General features: G+C 69.8%; 9 protein-coding genes and 1 tRNA gene. 5 read left to right on the forward strand and 5 right to left on the reverse strand.

Annotated features, from left to right (window positions below):
• Nucleotides 1-36 precede the first annotated feature (36 nt).
• The gene (gene groL / locus JYK02_RS35270) at nucleotides 37-1680 is read right to left on the reverse strand and encodes a chaperonin GroEL (protein WP_207057338.1); all 1644 of its coding nucleotides are present in this window, start codon (nucleotides 1678-1680) and stop codon (nucleotides 37-39) included.
• Nucleotides 1681-1859: 179 nt separating this feature from the next.
• A complete protein-coding gene (locus JYK02_RS35275; protein WP_120546639.1) occupies nucleotides 1860-2216 on the reverse strand; it encodes a response regulator in 357 nt (118 codons plus the stop codon).
• 88 nt (nucleotides 2217-2304) lie between these two features.
• On the opposite strand from JYK02_RS35275, the gene JYK02_RS35280 reads away from it, so the two are divergent.
• Nucleotides 2305-3378, forward strand: coding sequence for a metallopeptidase family protein (locus tag JYK02_RS35280; RefSeq protein WP_207057350.1), 1074 nt, complete (start codon nucleotides 2305-2307; stop codon nucleotides 3376-3378).
• Between the two features lie 29 nt (nucleotides 3379-3407).
• Complete coding sequence (locus tag JYK02_RS35285; RefSeq protein WP_207057352.1) at nucleotides 3408-3716, forward strand: hypothetical protein; 309 nt, start codon at nucleotides 3408-3410, stop codon at nucleotides 3714-3716.
• A 4-nt stretch (nucleotides 3717-3720) separates the two neighbouring features.
• On the opposite strand, the gene JYK02_RS35290 is transcribed toward JYK02_RS35285, so the two are convergent.
• Nucleotides 3721-6114 carry a DUF3857 domain-containing protein gene (locus JYK02_RS35290; RefSeq protein ID WP_207057354.1) on the reverse strand — a complete coding sequence of 798 codons (2394 nt, stop codon included), beginning with the start codon at nucleotides 6112-6114 and terminating at the stop codon, nucleotides 3721-3723.
• Between the two features lie 187 nt (nucleotides 6115-6301).
• On the opposite strand from JYK02_RS35290, the gene JYK02_RS35295 reads away from it, so the two are divergent.
• A complete protein-coding gene (locus JYK02_RS35295) occupies nucleotides 6302-7270 on the forward strand; it encodes an SAM-dependent methyltransferase (RefSeq protein ID WP_207057356.1) in 969 nt (322 codons plus the stop codon).
• 43 nt (nucleotides 7271-7313) lie between these two features.
• Nucleotides 7314-7412 (forward strand) — tRNA-Sec (locus JYK02_RS35300).
• A gap of 193 nt (nucleotides 7413-7605) precedes the next feature.
• Here the strand turns inward: JYK02_RS35300 and JYK02_RS35305 are convergent.
• The gene (locus JYK02_RS35305; protein ID WP_207057358.1) at nucleotides 7606-8358 is read right to left on the reverse strand and encodes a VOC family protein; all 753 of its coding nucleotides are present in this window, start codon (nucleotides 8356-8358) and stop codon (nucleotides 7606-7608) included.
• A gap of 168 nt (nucleotides 8359-8526) precedes the next feature.
• On the opposite strand from JYK02_RS35305, the gene trxA reads away from it, so the two are divergent.
• Nucleotides 8527-8868, forward strand: coding sequence for a thioredoxin (gene trxA / locus JYK02_RS35310; protein ID WP_207057359.1), 342 nt, complete (start codon nucleotides 8527-8529; stop codon nucleotides 8866-8868).
• 78 nt (nucleotides 8869-8946) lie between these two features.
• Here the strand turns inward: trxA and JYK02_RS35315 are convergent, their stop codons facing one another.
• Entirely contained in the window at nucleotides 8947-15942 is a 6996-nt protein-coding gene (locus tag JYK02_RS35315; protein ID WP_207057360.1) for an SDR family NAD(P)-dependent oxidoreductase, read from the reverse strand.
• Between the last annotated feature and the right edge of the window lie 2 nt (nucleotides 15943-15944).

Here is a 15944-nt window from a genome sequence, read left to right on the forward strand (position 1 = left end):
GGAAAACCCTACGGCACTACCGAGCCTTCAGCCGGCTCAGTAGTCCATGTCGTCGCCGCCGTACTCCGGCATGGCGCCGCCACCCGCGCCGCCCTTGGCCTTCTTCTTCGGGCGCTCGGCGATCATCGCCTCGGTGGTGAGCAGCAGGGACGCCACGGAGGCGGCGTTCTGCAGCGCGGTGCGCTCGACCTTCGTCGGGTCGATGACGCCGGCCTTCTCCAGGTCCTCGTAGACCTCCGTGCGCGCGTTGAAGCCGAACGCGCCGGTGCCTTCCTTGACCTTGTTGATGACGACGGCGCCCTCGATGCCGGCGTTGCTGGAGATCTTGCGCAGGGGCTCCTGGAGCGCCTTGCGGATGATCTCCACGCCGAAGTCCTGCTCGCCGCCCAGCTTCAGGCCGTCCAGCGCCTTGAGGCTGCGGATGTAGGCCACGCCGCCGCCGGGGACGATGCCCTCTTCGACGGCCGCGCGGGTCGCGTGCAGCGCGTCCTCCACGCGGGCCTTCTTCTCCTTCATCTCCACTTCGGTCGCCGCGCCGACGTTGATGACCGCCACGCCGCCCACGAGCTTCGCCATGCGCTCCTGGAGCTTCTCGCGGTCGTAGTCGCTGGTGACCGTTTCAATCTGGGTGCGGATGAGCTTGATGCGGCCCTCGATGTCCGACTTCTGGCCGGCACCGTCCACGATGGTGGTGTTGTCCTTGTCCACCGTGATGCGCTTGGCGCGGCCCAGGTCGTTGAGGGTCAGGTTCTCGTACTTGTGACCCAGCTCCTCGCTCACCACCATGCCGCCCGTCAGCGTGGCGATGTCCTTGAGCATGTCCTTGCGGCGGTCACCGAAGCCCGGCGCCTTCACCGCGGCCACGTTCAGCACGCCGCGGATCTTGTTCACCACCAGCGTCGCCAGGGCCTCGCCCTCGATGTCGTCCGCGATGATGAGCAGCGGCTTGCCGGAGCGCGCCACCTGCTCCAGCACGGGGATCATGTCCTGCATCGACGAGACCTTCTTCTCGCTGATGAGGATGTAGGGGTCGTCCATGACGACCTCCATGCGGTCCCGGTTCGTGACGAAGTACGGCGACACGTAGCCGCGGTCGAACTGCATGCCCTCGACCACGTCGAGCGTCGTCTCGAGGCCCTTCGCCTCCTCGACGGTGATGACGCCCTCCTTGCCCACCTTCTCCATCGCGTCCGCGATGATGGTGCCGATGGTCTCGTCACCGTTCGCGGAGATGGTGCCCACCTGCGCGATGGCCTGCTTGTCGCTCGTGGGCTTGGAGAGCTTCTTCAGCTCCGCCACCACCACCTCCACCGCCTTGTCGATGCCGCGCTTCAAGTCCATGGGGCTGTGGCCGGCGGCCACCAGCTTCAGGCCCTCCTCATAGATGGCGCGCGCCAGCACCGTCGCCGTCGTCGTGCCGTCACCCGCCTTGTCGGAGGTCTTGGACGCGACCTCCTTCACCATCTGCGCGCCCATGTTCTCGAAGCGGTTCTCGAGATCGATCTCCTTGGCGACGGTGACGCCGTCCTTGGTGATGGTGGGCGAGCCGAAGCTCTTCTCGATGACCACGTTGCGGCCCTTGGGACCGAGCGTCACCGCGACCGCGTCCGCGAGGATCCGGACGCCGCGCAGGATGGAATCCCGCGCGGACTGGTGGAAGAAGATTTCCTTCGCTGCCATCGTAACCTCCGATAATACTTGGGGAATTTCTACAAATGGGGATGGCCGTTAGCACTCGGCCATGTCGAGCGCCAACATAAGGGTCGCGCCAACGATGTCAACGGAAAGGGGCAGGCGTGTGGGGCTGAGGACGCCTCCTGGCCCGCCCGGGTGGGGGGTTCAGGCGACCTCCGGACGCCCTACTCCGCGAAGCGCACGAGGTTGAGCAATTGCCCCATGTCCAGGGGCTTCTGCAGGGTGATGGCGACGCCCTTGCGCAGGCCCCGGTCGGAGATGTTGGCGTCCGTGCTGGCGGTCATCATCAGGACGGAGATGTTCTGGAAGCGGGGGTCCGCCTTCAGCATCTCCGTGAAGTGGATGCCGTCCAGGTGGGGCATCAGGTAGTCGGTGATGACCAGCCCCACGGGATGACGCTCCATGATGTCCAGCGCCTGGAGCGCGTCCGACGCCGAGAACACGGTGTAGCCATGCATCTCCAGGTAGCGAGAGAGCATGGTGCACAGCTCGTAATCGTCGTCGACGACCAGGATGTTCACGGGGTTCGGGCCAAAACGGGGCGCTGGAAGGTAACAGCGACTCCGGTCGTTGACAACGCGAAGGACGGCTTCTTAGCTGCCTGCCCGTATGGCGAAGCGCACGGCGAAGCAGGGGGAGGCGATGGGCGTGGACGCGCGACTGGAGGGGGTGGCGGACGCCTTCGAGGCGCGGGACTTCGAGGCAGCGCTCGCCAGCGCCGACGCGCTGCTCCGGGACGTTCCGGACTCACCAGAAGCCCTGCACTACCGGGCCGCCGCGCTGGTGGAGGTGGGCCGCCTGGAGGACGCGGGCCGTGCCTACGGCGCCGCCCTGAAGGTCGCTCCGGAGGACCTGGAGATCCTCTTCGGCGCGGCGGAGTTCCTCGTCTGCCGCACCGGCGAGGACCGAGAGGCCGTGGAAGAGGGGCTGGAGTGGTGCGGCCGCGGGCGCAAGCTGGCGCAGAAGGCCGACGACGTGGAGCTCGTCTATGAGTTCCTCCTCCTGGAGGGCATGGGCCTCAACCAGCTGGGCGAGTGCGAGTCCGCGCTCAAGAGCCTGGACCAGGCGCTGACGCACATGCCGCGCTCCCCGGACGCACAGCTGGAGCGGGGCATCGCGCTCTTCGAACTCTGCCGCTTCGCGCCCGCGCAGGAGGCCTTCGAGCGGGTGCTGAAGGACGCGCCGGACGAGGCGTGGGCGCACCACTACCTGGGGCTCATCGCGGAGCGGCGCAAGGACGCGCGCGAGGCGAAGAAGCGCTTCACGCGCGCGCAGGCGCTGGCGCCGGAGGAGCTGCCGCCGCCGGTGGCCCTGGAGGAGGCGGCGTTCGACCGCGCGGTGGAGGACGCGATGCGCGCCCTGCCCTCGCAGGTGAAGCAGTACATGGACAACGTGACCCTGGCGGTGGAGGACCTGCCGTCGGACGAGGACCTGCTGGGTCAGCAGCCGCCGCTGTCGCCGTGCATCCTGGGGGTGTTCCGGGGCACGCCCGTGGGCGAGCGCAGCGTGATGGACGCGGCGGATCACTTCCCGCCCTCCATCGTCCTGTACCAGAAGAACCTGGAGCGCTTCGCGCGCACCCGCGAGGAGCTCATCGAACAGATCGGCATCACGGTGATGCACGAGGTCGGTCACCTCATGGGTCTGGATGAGGACGACCTGTGGGAGCGGGGGCTGGACTAGCGCGCGTCTCCCCTGCCCTGATGCGCGCCATGCATGCATGGACGAGGCTGGGACTGATGGCGGTGCTGGGGCTGGCGGGCTGTACGGGCGGCGGGAACGAGCAGCCGCGCGCGTGTCCCCAGGTGGTGGTGTTCGCGCGCTCGGACACCGGGACGTGCCAGGCGTACCCGACGCCGTGCGACGTGCCGGAAGGTTACGTCGAGTGCTGTGGCGGGCTCTTCGGAGGCTGCGCGGGCAACGTGTCGGGGAGCACCTGCGTGGATGATCCGACCGACACGTGTCAGCCCGGGGGCAGCGCGGACTGCCCGGGCATCTGCCAGTCGGGCAGCGGCGGCTGAAGCGTCAGGCGGCGCGCGAGCCCTTGTCCTCGAAGTAGGCGCGGCGGGCGCGGGCGCAGGTGGGGCACTGCCACTGCACCAGCGTGAGGTGGCGCTCGCCCAGGACGACGGCTTCGTGGCGGAGCGACTCCCGTGGAGCGTCGCTGGTAGCCCCACAGGCGCAGCGCAGCCGGCCCAGCGTGGACAGCAGCTCCTGCGGGCCGGTGATGGGGATGGCGGACCAGGCGCTGTCGCCCTGGTGGCTGGCGTCGAACTTGCGCGCGAAGGCGCGGCGCCGGCCCCAGGCGCGACCCTTGCGCCAGAGCTCCACCGGGCCTCCCTGCGCGATGACGAACCAGAGGACGACGCACGTCGCGATGACGCCCAGGAGGATGGCGCCGGCCTCGCCGGACGGCGGTGGCGAGGTCCGCAGGCGGCGCTCGCGGCTCCCGAGCTGGACGTAGTAGCCGCGATTGTCCTCGGTGGCGCGCACGGCCTTCACGTACTCCGCGATGCGCTCGGGCGGCACGGCGTCCGCGAGGCTCTGGTAGCGGTAGTCGAGCACCAGCGTCTTGCCGTCCGCGCGCGTGTCGGCCTCGAAGTGGAAGGCGGGCCCGTCCACGACGTCATGGTCCGCGCCGTCGTGGAGCGGCTCGCCGGACTTGAGCGTGATGCGGTGGCGGGCGAAGACGGGGTGCTCCACCTCCAGCGGGAAGGCGCGGCGGGAGTAGCCCGGCTCCTTGAGGTACGCGTGGAAGGTGTGCGCGCTGAAGTCCCGGCGGGCGTCGGAGGACCAGAAGTCCTCGATGCGGTAGTGCTCGTGCACGACGAGCACGTTCTTCACCGTGTCGTCGTCCACCGTCATGGGGCTGGCGACGGTGATCTTCGCGTCCTTCTTCGCGTAGTAGTTGAAATAGAAGCGGGACAGCTCGGACACGGACGTGCCCGCGAGCATGCGGCGCATGGCGTTGGCGGACTCGCCCGTGCGGGTGGTGACGACGTCGAGCGTCGCCGGCCCGTCGCGGTCCGTCGCGACGTAGGTCTCGTCCACGAAGACGGAGGGTTCCTTCAACGTCGGCGCGGGGATGACGGAGAGCTCCGTCGTGCCGGGGGCGACGATGAGGGCCCGGCCGTAGGGAGGCGGCTCGTAGCTGTCCAGCCCGCCGCGCTCCAGGGTCGCGGTGGGATCCACCCACAGCTCGCGGCCCCCCACGGTGGCGTGCACGATGGCGTGGTCGAACGCGCGGGCGGTGGGACGCCAGCCGTCCAGGAGCTGCGTGAGGCCGGTGTTCACGAGCGCGGGCTGCGCGTCGATGCCCAGCCCCTTGAGGAGCGTCACCAGCAGCAGGGACTTGTCCTTGCAGTCGCCGAAGCGGCGCTGGAGGACCTCATCGGGCGGATGGGGCTGGTGCGAGTTGGGGCCCATCTCGATGCCCAGGTAGCGCACCTCGTCCTGGACGAAGCGCAGCGCGGCGACGAAGCGCGCCTCGGGCGTGGGCTCCTTCGAGAGCCGGCGGATCTCCTGCTCCAGCGCCTTGGAGCGTGCGGGCACCTGGAACAGCGCCGAGGCCCAGCGGGCGACGTCGTTCCAGTCCTTGTACTCACTGAGCTGGAGCCACGGGTAGACGGGTTGCCAGCCGGGGACATTGTCCTCGGAGTGGACCGCGGGCACGTGGCGGCGCTCCAGGATGATCTCCCGCTCGTTGCCCAGCAGCGCTTCCGAGCGCGTCAGGCCCGGCGCGGCGAAGTCCCGGACGTAGAGCGAGCGCCCCTCCGGCCACAGCAGCCGGTAGGCGAAGTGGCCCACGGGGAAGGGCTTGCCCACGACGACGAAGTCGGAGAAGCGGCCGCCGAAGACGGGGTTGGCGCCCTCGAGCGTGTACGCGACCTCCACGGTGTCGCCGACGCGCACGTCGCGCAGGAAGGGCACCACGGAGAGCGCGCCGTTGTAGAGGCGGTTCTGGAGTTCGGGCTCCTGCTGGATGACGCGGGCTTCGGCGGGCTGGAAGAGGTCCTCGCGGCGGCCGTCGCGGATGCGCCAGATGCCGTGGACGGTGAGCTTCTGGTACGTCGGGTCGAACGAGAGCTGGATGTCCGTGACGCTGTCGATGCCCTGCGGCGACAGCACCTTCCGCGCCGAGTGCAGGTAGTGCTCCTGCGAATGGCCCGACACGCGCACCTGTTCTTCCACCAGCAACCGGGAGACGCTCGTCTCCTCTTCACCCGCGGAAGCCGGGCCGGAGTCCGCGGGAATGGGCAGCGGCTTCACCCATGCCGCCGGAGGCCCCACGCGGAAGGGCAACGCGGGCGTCGCCGCCCGTGCGGTCCCCGTGCTCAAGGACAGACACAGGCACAGCAGCAGGACGGACGCCGGAGAGAGACCCGGTGCCAGGAGGACAGGACGGAAGATTCGGGGCATGGCGGAAAAGGGCGTCCATCATGAAGCCCGGGTGACGCGCCGGGCAAGACGCCCCCTGGGACGGCGGGCGGGCGTCCCCCGCTCCTTTCACCAGTGAAAACCGACTTGCGAGCCAGGTCTGGAATCGCAGCGACCCGGACTAGGGTTCCGCCGTCGATTGGAAGTCCGAAGTCCAAGGAGGCTTGGGATGGTCAATGTGAGGCAGGTCGCGACGCGGTTGAAGAGTGCGCTGCTGGCGGACCCGGAGCGCTTCTACACGACCCAGACAGGGGCCTGGGTGGCGGGGATGCCCTCGCCGCAGGACATCCGGGTGGAGACGGGCCGGGAGCCCTTCTGGATCAACCTGGGCTACTGGAAGAACGTGGAGAAGGTGGACGACTCCAACGTGGAGCGCGTGGGGGAGCTCTTCCGGTCCGCGCAGGCGGAGATGGCGCGCCTCCTGGCGAGGACGGCGAAGCTGGGGCCCGGCGACGCGGTCATGGACTGTGGCAACGGGTACGCGGATCAGGACCTGCTGTGGGCGGAGGAGTTCAAGCCCGCGAGCATCGTCGGGGTGAACATCACGCCCAACCAGGTCCGGGTGGGCCGCGAGCGGCTGAAGCTGACGGGGCTGGAGGGCGTGGTCCGGCTGGAGGTGGGAAGCGCGACGGCGCTGCCCGGCGGCGAGGCGGCGTTCGACGTGGTGTTCGCGCTGGAGTCCGCGATGCACTTCCGGACGCGGCAGGACTTCCTGCGCGAGGCGTTCCGCGTGCTGAAGCCGGGAGGCCGGCTGGTGATGGCGGACATGGCGCAGAAGACCGACCGCGAGTCGAACGCCGGGCTGCGGCAGCGGCTGCGCTACCGCTACTGGCGGGGGCTGATCGCCTTCCCAGAGGAGAACGTGTGGTCGACGGAGCGCTACCTGTCGGAGCTGCGGCGGGCGGGGTTCCAGGACGCGAAGGTGGAGTCCATCGCGGACGACGTGTACCCGGCGGTGAACACGGCGCTGGTGGCGCTGCGGGGCATGACGCAGCTGGAGAAGCAGCCCGGGAGCACGTCGCTGCACCAGGTGCGCGCGGACGTGCACAAGGCCATGCGGATGACGCCGGAGCAGCGCCAGTGGACCGCGTTGTTCAACTGCGACGAGTACGCCCTCGTGTTCGCGCGCAAGCCGTGACGGCGGTTGACGGAGCGGCGCCAAAGCGGCGGTAATCCGAAGCGGTAGGGCCTCCGGACCTGGTGGCCGGCCCGGTCTTCAAAACCGGTGAGGGGCTGCGAGAGCAGTCCCTGGCGAGTTCGATTCCCGTGCCCTACCGCCACTTCAACGTGCTTGTCATGCGTTACAGCGACGATGAGTGCGGACTGAGGCGTCCCAAAGGCAATACTCGGCCGGCAGGAGCTAAAACAGTTCATGCGATTAACCCTCGCGAGCATCTCTGCTCGGCGTGGGCGCTTCTACCGAGCGCGTCATCCTCAGACCTCGTAGATCAGTCGCCCTGATCCGCAGCGCGCTCAGTCCGCGCGCGCGGGCTCCAGGAGCCCGAACTCCACGCCGGTGGGATCCGTCAGCACCGCGAGACTTCCTCCCGTGGGGTTCGCCCTGCGGGGGATCAGCACCTTCGCTCCCAGCCGCACGGCGTGCTCACGCGTGGCGTCCAGGCTTTCCACCCGGAGGTGCGTGCGCCAGTGCTGCCTGGCGTCCGGGGACTCCTCCATGCTCGCGACCTGGCCCGCCGGGGTGCTGTCCGCCGCGAAGACGGTGCTTCCGTCCGCTGCGGTCTGCATCCTCCAGCCGAAGACCTTGCCGTAGAACTCCTTCGCCCGGGCGACATCGGGGGTGATCAGCGCTTCCCAGCAGAAGGCGCCGACACCGGCCTTCGGCGGCACCGGGGTCCCCGGAGGGCTCTTCACCGCGGCGAGCATCGCCTCCGCGTAGTCCACCACCCGGGCCACCCGCCCCAGCCCCGGCACGTCCCTCAGCCCCGGCAACGCCCCTCCCCCGTCCGCGGAGGCAATCACCACCGAGGCGTCCACGTTGTCCACCGACACGAAGCTCACCCAGCCCGTCCCGAACCCCACCCGCTGGGCCTGACGGATGGCCCCCAGGGGCACCTCCCCCAGCCGGATGGCCGTGCCCGCCCCAGGGGCCGCCTCCTCGTACGTCCAACCGAAGAGGTCGGCGTAGAACGCCTTCGCCTTCTCCGGCTCCGGCGTCGTCAGCTCCCGCCACACCACGCGCCCCAAGATGGCCCTTCCCTCTCGCATCTGGCCCTGCCTTTCGCTCCGCGAATGGGGTCGTCTTCCACTCTCCGACACTGGTTCCGCCGCCGGGCCGCCAAAGCCGTGCTTTTTCGCTGCGTGGCCCTTAGGTTCCGGATCAGGATGGTCGCGGCCCCTGCATGTGTCTCGGGCGCAAAGGTACCAGGAGGAAACATGGCTGGCACGGATGTACTGGATATCGGGGATTCCAATTTCAAGAAGGAAGTCTTGGAGTCGGACGTTCCCGTGCTCGTGGACTTCACGGCTGCCTGGTGCGCTCCCTGCCGGGCCATTGCTCCCGCCGTCGCTGAGCTGGCGACCCGGTACAAGGGCCAGATGAAGATCGCCAAGCTCGACGTCGACGCCAACCAGGACACGTCCCAGGAGTACGGCATCCGTTCGCTGCCGACCCTGCTGGTGTTCAAGGGCGGCAAGGTCGTGGAGCAGATCGTCGGCGCGGTGCCCAAGAGCCGCCTCGAAGGCGCCATCACGAAGATCCTCTCGCCGCAGGCGTGAGCGCGGGGAGCCACGGGCTCCCTGAAGTACCGAGGCTCCACCGTCCGAGTGTTCCGGACGATGGAGCCTTTGTCGTTCCTAGCGGTCCTGGAGCGCGGGGGTTCCCAGCACCTGTGCCAGCGCCGCGTCCAGCTCCGCTCCGGACAGGCCCTCCACGTAGGCGCGGATGCGCTCCAGGTCGCCCTCCGGGCTGTCGCCCAACCGGGGCTGCGGGACTTCGGGCGGCTTCGCCTGGACCGGCTCGGGCTCCGGGGCTTCTTCGTGGAACAGCGTGCGCACGCGCTCCGCGTGTTCCGCCATGAAGTACGTCGCCAGCATGTCGAGCGTCATGTTCTCGAACAGCAGCGTGGCGGGCAGCTTCCCGAAGTCCTTCTCCAGTTGCTTGATGACCGACAGGTTCACCAGCGAGTCCACGCCGTAGGTCTCGAAGGTCGCCTGCGGATCAAAGCGCTCGGGGGCAATCTTCAGGAGCGTGGCGAACACGTGGGTGACGTAGGCCAGCGTCTTCGCGCGCGGGTCCAGGACCGGCGCGGGGGCCTGCTTCCGCTTCGCGGGGACGGGCTTGTCCCGACGGGTGATTTCGGGCGCGGTGGCCTTCACGGCCACCGTCTGGGCGGCGAGCACCACCTGTCCGGTGCTCCTGGCGATGACCACGTCCTGACCTGCCCCCGTGGCGTGCGGGACGAAGGCCGCCTTCGCGAAGCCCGCCTGGCCCAGCAGCGCGGTCCACCCCGCGGCATCGAGCAACGGCGAGTGCTCGATGCGGCCCTCGCCTTCCTCGTAGAGCCACCAGCCCTGCGTCATGCCGAAGACGAGCGTCGTGAAGTCCCAGACACGGGTGAGCTCGTTGATGACGACCAGCCCGCCCGCGCGGAGCATCCGCTGGATGTGGCCCAGCGTGCGGCCCATGCTCCGGGTCGCGTGCAGCACGTTGGTGGCCAGCACCAGGTCCACGCTCCCGGGCTCGATGCCCTGCGCGCTGGGGTCCGCTTCGATGTTCAGGACCTTCGGCTCCAGGAAGGCGTGCGCCGTGCCGTACTTCTCCGCTCCGTACCGGACGAAGCCCGCGGACACGTCCGTGTAGACGTAGCGCACGTGCGGCCCCAGCGCCTTGAGCGCGGACAGGACGTGCTCGCTGGTGCCGCCGGTCCCCGCTCCCACTTCGAGGATCCGGACCACGGCCGAGGGGGCTTCCGCGACGCGGGCCTGCACGTACGCGCGGATCGCGTTCGCCACCAGGCCGTTGAAGAAGTCCGCGATGGGGTTGCCCTTGTAGACGCGCTCGACCTTCTCCATGGAGCCCTGCGGGAAGAGCACCGCCGTGGCCTCGCGGCGGCCGGTCAGCACGTCGGGATAGGCGTCCAGGCAGAGGGCCAGCAGGGAGATGAGGTGGCCCAGGTCGGGATGCGCGGTGAGCAGCCGCTGCTTCCAGGCCTCCAGGCCATTCGCATCGGGCGACTGGGTGGCTTGCGGCCTCACGTGGATGCGGGTGCCCTGACGCTCGACATAGCCGCCCCGCTCCAGCACGCCCATCAGCGCCTGCCAGAGGCGGGAGTGCTCCTCGACCACGCCCACCTTCCGGGCCTGCGTGTGGAGGTCCCATTCCTCGCCCGAGGAGCCCACGGCGCCCAGGCGCTTCAATGCGTTCAGCAGCAGTGCCCGGCCCCACTGTTCGACGTCGGCGTAGGCCGTGGCCGCTCCTTGCACGTTCGACTCCGCCCGCCGGCCCCAGGTGCTTGCCTCTTCCAGGGCTCGTGCATCCAGCCCGTGGGTTCCGGGCGCGTACACGTCCACGCTCCGGCTGAAGTCCACGCCCAGCCGCTCCAGGAGGGGCCGCGTGGCCTTGAAGAGCATGACCTGCGGCGCCGCTCCCGCGAGCACCGCCTCCATGCCCTCCATGCCTTCAGCGACCTCGATGGGCAGGATGCCCTGCTGGGCCAAGCGCTGCTGATGGTGCGCATTGGCCACCGCGCCGACGCTGCCCCAGTAGCCCCAGTTCAGGACGAACGCGGGGAGGCCCTTCGCTTCACGCACCCAGGCGCCAAAGGCATCCTGGAACGTGCTCCCCGCGGCGTAGTTCGCCTGCCCCGCGTTGCCCCAGATGGACTGGCCCGAGGAGAAGAAGACCGCGCACTCCAGCGGCTCTCCCTCCAGCGCCGCGTGCACCGCCACGCTCGCCTTCACCTTCGAGTCCAGCACCGAGCGCAGCACGTCCTCCGTCATGCGCTCGAGCGCGCAGTCGTGGAGGACCATCGCCAGGTGGAAGACGCCGTGGACGGTGCCGAAGCGCTGCTTCGCCTGTGCGACGACCCGAGCCGCTTCGCCCGGCTTCGTCACGTCCGCCCGCACGTACTCCACCTCGGCTCCGGCGGCCTCCAGTCCCTTCAGCTTCCGCGCGAGGTCGCCCTCGGCTGCGCGCCTTCCGACGATGACCAGCCGCGCCGCGTACTTCCTCGCCAGCCACTCCGCCACCGCCAGCCCGATGCCGCCGCCTCCGCCCACCAGCAGGTACACGCCGCGCTGTCTCAGTGGCATCCGTCCCTGCTGCAACCGCTTCACTGGCAGCAGCCGCCGCACGTACCGGCGTCCCTGCCTCAGCGCCACGTCCGCTCCCTTCCCGTCCCCTTCCTCCCCCACCACTCCGTCCACCCACTGGCCGCGCGCGACGTCTTCGGTCCCCACGTCCACGTAGCTGACACGCAGCGCCGGGTATTCGTTCGCCACTGCCTTCGCGAAGCCCTGCACGCTCGCGCCCCACGGACGCGGGCTCTCGCCCTCCACTACCCGGTGCGCGCCCACCGTCACCACCCTCAACTCCAACGGCTTGAGGGCCCAGCCATGCGCGCTCAGTGCCTTCACCAGGCTGAAGAGGGCCACCACGCCCCGCTCCTGGCTGGCTTCCAGCGCCGCTTCGTCTTCCACGCGGGCCGTGACGCCTCCCAGGAAGTACAGCCGCGTCAGGCCTCCGGCCTCTTGCAGCCACTGCTGCGCTCCGGCCTCGTCGCGCCGGTTCCACTCCCAATGGCCCGGAGCGTGACGGTGCGTCCGCTCCGACAGCCGCACTCGCACCACACCGTCCGCCGCGTGCGCCTGCGCCAGTGCCTCTTCCAGCTCGGCGCTGCCTTCGTGCCCCACCAGCACCACTCGCGCGCCTTGCGTCGTGGAGGTCCATTCGCGGGCTCGCGCAGGCACCGAAGCCTGCTCCCACCTCGGGACGTACAGGAGCGCTTCGGCCTTGGCTGGGACCTCCGACGCCGTCTCGCGCCACTCGCGCAGCGCGACTTCCTTCAGCTCGACGCAGGGTTCTCCGTCGCGGTCCAACAGCGTGATGTCGTAGCGCAGGTCTCCGCATGAACGGACGTGGACGTAGACCTCTGGCGGCACGGGGCCGCGCACCGCGACCTCTTCCACCGCGAAGGGCACCGCGAGGCCGTCGCCGGTCCTCAGCCCCAGGATGCTCTGCAGCGCTCCATCCATCACGCCGGGGGGCAGTGCCCAGCGGCCCCAGGCCTCCTGCTGCGCGGCGCTGGCTTCCAGGCGCGCGAGGACCTCTTCCTCGTTGCTCCACACCTCCCGCACCGTCTGGAAGCCTTCGCCGTAGCGCAGGCCCAAGGCCTCGAAGCGCGCGTACACCTCGCCTGCTGCCAGGTGCCGGACACAACGGCCACGCACCTCGTCCAGTGACACCGCCGCGTCGTCTCCGCCCTCGGCGTCATGGGCCAGGACCTCACCGCTCGCGTGCGTCGTCCATTCGGCGTCTCCGCGCTGCTGACTGCGGACCTCGAACTCCATCCGGTCCGCTTCGTCCTTGCGGAGCGTTAGCCGGACCTCGCGGCCTGCTCGTTCCACGACCAGGGGCTGTGACCACCGCACGCTCCGCAGCGTGTACTTCCCGGGGCCCAGTGCCTGACGCGCCGCCACGGTGGCCATCTCCAGGTAGGCCACTCCCGGCAACATGGCGCGGCCTCGGACCTGGTGCTCCGCCACCACCCAGGCGGCGTCCGACAAGCGCTGCTGGAAGACCAGCCCGCTGCCCAGGCTCGCCTCCGGCTTCAACCGCCCGAGCAGCGGATGCGGCCCCACCAGACCTCCCTCCATCGCGGCGGCTTCCACCCAGTGCCGCTCGCGCGCGAAGGGATACGTGGGCAGCGACACGCGCCGGCAGGCCTCGTGCCCCGGCAGACGCCAGTCGATCGCCGCGCCCTCCACCCAGGCCTCCGCGAGGCTCGTCAGCCGTCCCCGCTGCTGCCAGCCCTCCAGCAGGCGCCGTGCGTCCTCGTCCGAGCTCAGCAGCGCGGACTTGCGGCCCGCGCCCCGATACAGCCCGTCCGCGGAACGGCCCTCCAGGAAGGCCTCCAGCTTCGTGAGCAGCGCCGCCTTGCTGTCGGCCACGATGGCCAGGCGCTCCTCCATCACCTCGCGCCCGACCTGGAGCGTGAAGGCCACGTCGCAGGGACGAACGCCTTCGGGCTCCATGCGCTCCCGCACGTAGCGGATCAATCGCTCCGCGGCCTCCCGCAGACGGTCCGGTGCCTTCGCGGACAGCGGGAACAGCCACGGGCCTTCCGGCGCCTGGGCTCCGGTCTTCTCCTCGCGGAACTCCTCCAGCACCACATGCGCGTTCGCGCCTCCCGCGCCGAAGGAGCTGATGGCCGCCCTTCTCGGCCCGTGCGCCTTCGCGGGCCACGGGGCCAGTTCCTTCTGCACGACGAGGGGCGCGTCCGCGAACCGGATGTTCGGATTCGCGGGCTCCGAATGGAGCGAAGGCACGAGCTGCCCGTGCTTCAGCTGCAACAGGACCTTCGTCACCCCCGCGATGCCCGCCGCCGCCTCCAGGTGGCCGATGTTCGACTTCACGGAGCCCATGGGCACGCGCCCATGCTCCGCCGCCGGTGCTCCGAACGCGCGCGTCAGCCCGGTGACTTCGATGGGGTCCCCGAGCGACGTCCCCGTGCCGTGCGCCTCCAGGTACCCCAGCTCCCGAGCGTCGACCTTCGCGCGCCGCAGCGCCTCGGCGATGACGTCGCCCTGGGCGTTCGGGTTGGGCACCGTGTAGCCGTTCGTCTTGCCGCCGTGGTTGAGCGCCGAGCCCTTCACCAGCGCGTACACCCTGTCCCCGTCCGCGAGCGCCTTGCTCAGCGGCTTGAGCAGCACCGCGCCCACGCCCTCGCCAGGCACGTAGCCGTCGCCGCCCTCTCCGAACGAGCGGCACCGTCCATCGCTGGACGCGAAGCGGCCCTGGCTCAGCAGCGTGTACTTGTGCGGATGGATGGACAGGTTCACGCCGCCCGCCACCGCCACGTCGCACTCGCCCGAGCGCAGGGACTGACAGGCCAGGTGGATGGCCGTGAGCGATGACGAACAGGCCGTGTCCACCGCCAGGCTGGGGCCCTGGAAGTTGAAGAAGTAGGAGATGCGATTGGCGATGGACCAGTGCCCCGACTGCGCCCGCGAGGCCAGGCCCCGCAGCGCGGCCTCCACGCCCAGCCATTCGTACTGGCCGTACATCACTCCGACGAACACGCCCGTCCTGGGCGCCTTGGGGGCCAGGGTGCGCCGCGTGTAGCCCGCGTCCTCGAACAGCGACCAGACCGTCTGCAGGAAGAGGCGCTCCTGCGGATCCATCCCTTCCGCTTCGCGCGTGGAGATGTTGAAGAAGAGCGCGTCGAACGCCGCCACGTCCGACAGGAAGCCGCCCCACTTCGAGTAGCTCTTGCCCTCCGCGTCCTTGTCCGCGTCGAAGTAGGGCGGGTACTCCCAGCGCCCCAGCGGAATCTCCGTGATGCAGTCGCGCCCCGCCTTCAGGTTGTCCCAGAAGGCCCAGAGGTCATCCGCCATCGGATAGCGCCCGCTCACGCCCACGATGGCGATGGCGTCCTCCATCGGATCCGCGCGCTCCCACGCGGCCGGGCGGACGTCGCGCTCGGGCTCCCGCACCGGAGCGGCCGGGGCCTTCACCTCCGTGGCGGCGGCGCCCACCAGCTCCCGCATCCGGGGGCCGTGCTGACGGACGAAGTACTCGGCCAGCTCGCGCGTGGTCTGGTACTCGAACAGCAGCGTCCGGGAGATGTCACCGAAGTGCTGCTGCAACGCAGTGTTGACTCCGACGATGACCAGCGAGTCCACGCCGTAGCGCTCGAGCGGTTCGGTCGGATCCAACTGTTCGACGGGCACCTTCGTCTCCCGTGAGAGCAGCGTCTTCAGGAAGGCTTCCGTTCGCGCCAGCAGGTCGCTGGAACCGGCGGCAGGCGCAGGCTCCAAGGATGCACGCGGTGCGGGGGCTTCCGAGCCGGGCAGTCCCAGGGTGCGGCCTGCCTTCTGCCGGTCGCCCTCCACGACCACGAACTGCGACAGCGGCGAAGCCAGACCGTCCATGAACGCCTGGAGGCCGGTGGCGGTGCCGATGGGGTTCAGCCCCATGACCTGCGTCATGTACTTCTCGGACGCGGCATCCAGCGACATGCCGCCCTCGCGCCAGAACGGCCAGTTCAGCGACAGCGTCCTCCCGGTGCGCTCGCCCCGGGCCCGGAGCCGCTCACGTCGCTCCGCGAAGCGGTCCAGGAAGGCGTTGGCGTACGCGTAGTCCGCCTGACCCACGTTGCCGATGACCGCTGACAGCGACGAGAAGAGGACGAAGAAATCCAGCGGCTCGTCCTTCAGCGCCTCGTCGAGCGCCATCACGCCCTGCACCTTGGGCGCGAGCACGGCGCGCATGTCCTCCCGCGTCTTCTTGATCAGCAGCGCATCGCGCAGCACGCCCGCGGAGTGGATGAGTCCGTGCAGGGGTCCGAACCGGGCCTTCGCCCGCTGGACGAGTCCCTGGACCTGGGCCCGGTCCGACACGTCCGCGCGGAGGTACTCCGCCTCACCGCCCAGGCTCCGCAGGCGCTCCAGCAGCTCCGCCGTGCGAGCCTCCGGAGCCGAGCGGCCCACGAGCACCAGCCGGGCATGGACCTGCTTCGCCAGGAACTCGGCGAACAGCCGGCCGATGCCCGCCGCTCCGCCCGTGATGACATACGTCCCCCGCTCACGGAGCAGGGACTGCTGCGCGACACCGTTGCTCGTCACCGACATGG

The sequence above is a fragment of the Corallococcus macrosporus genome (assembly GCF_017302985.1).
GTDB lineage: Bacteria > Myxococcota > Myxococcia > Myxococcales > Myxococcaceae > Corallococcus > Corallococcus macrosporus_A.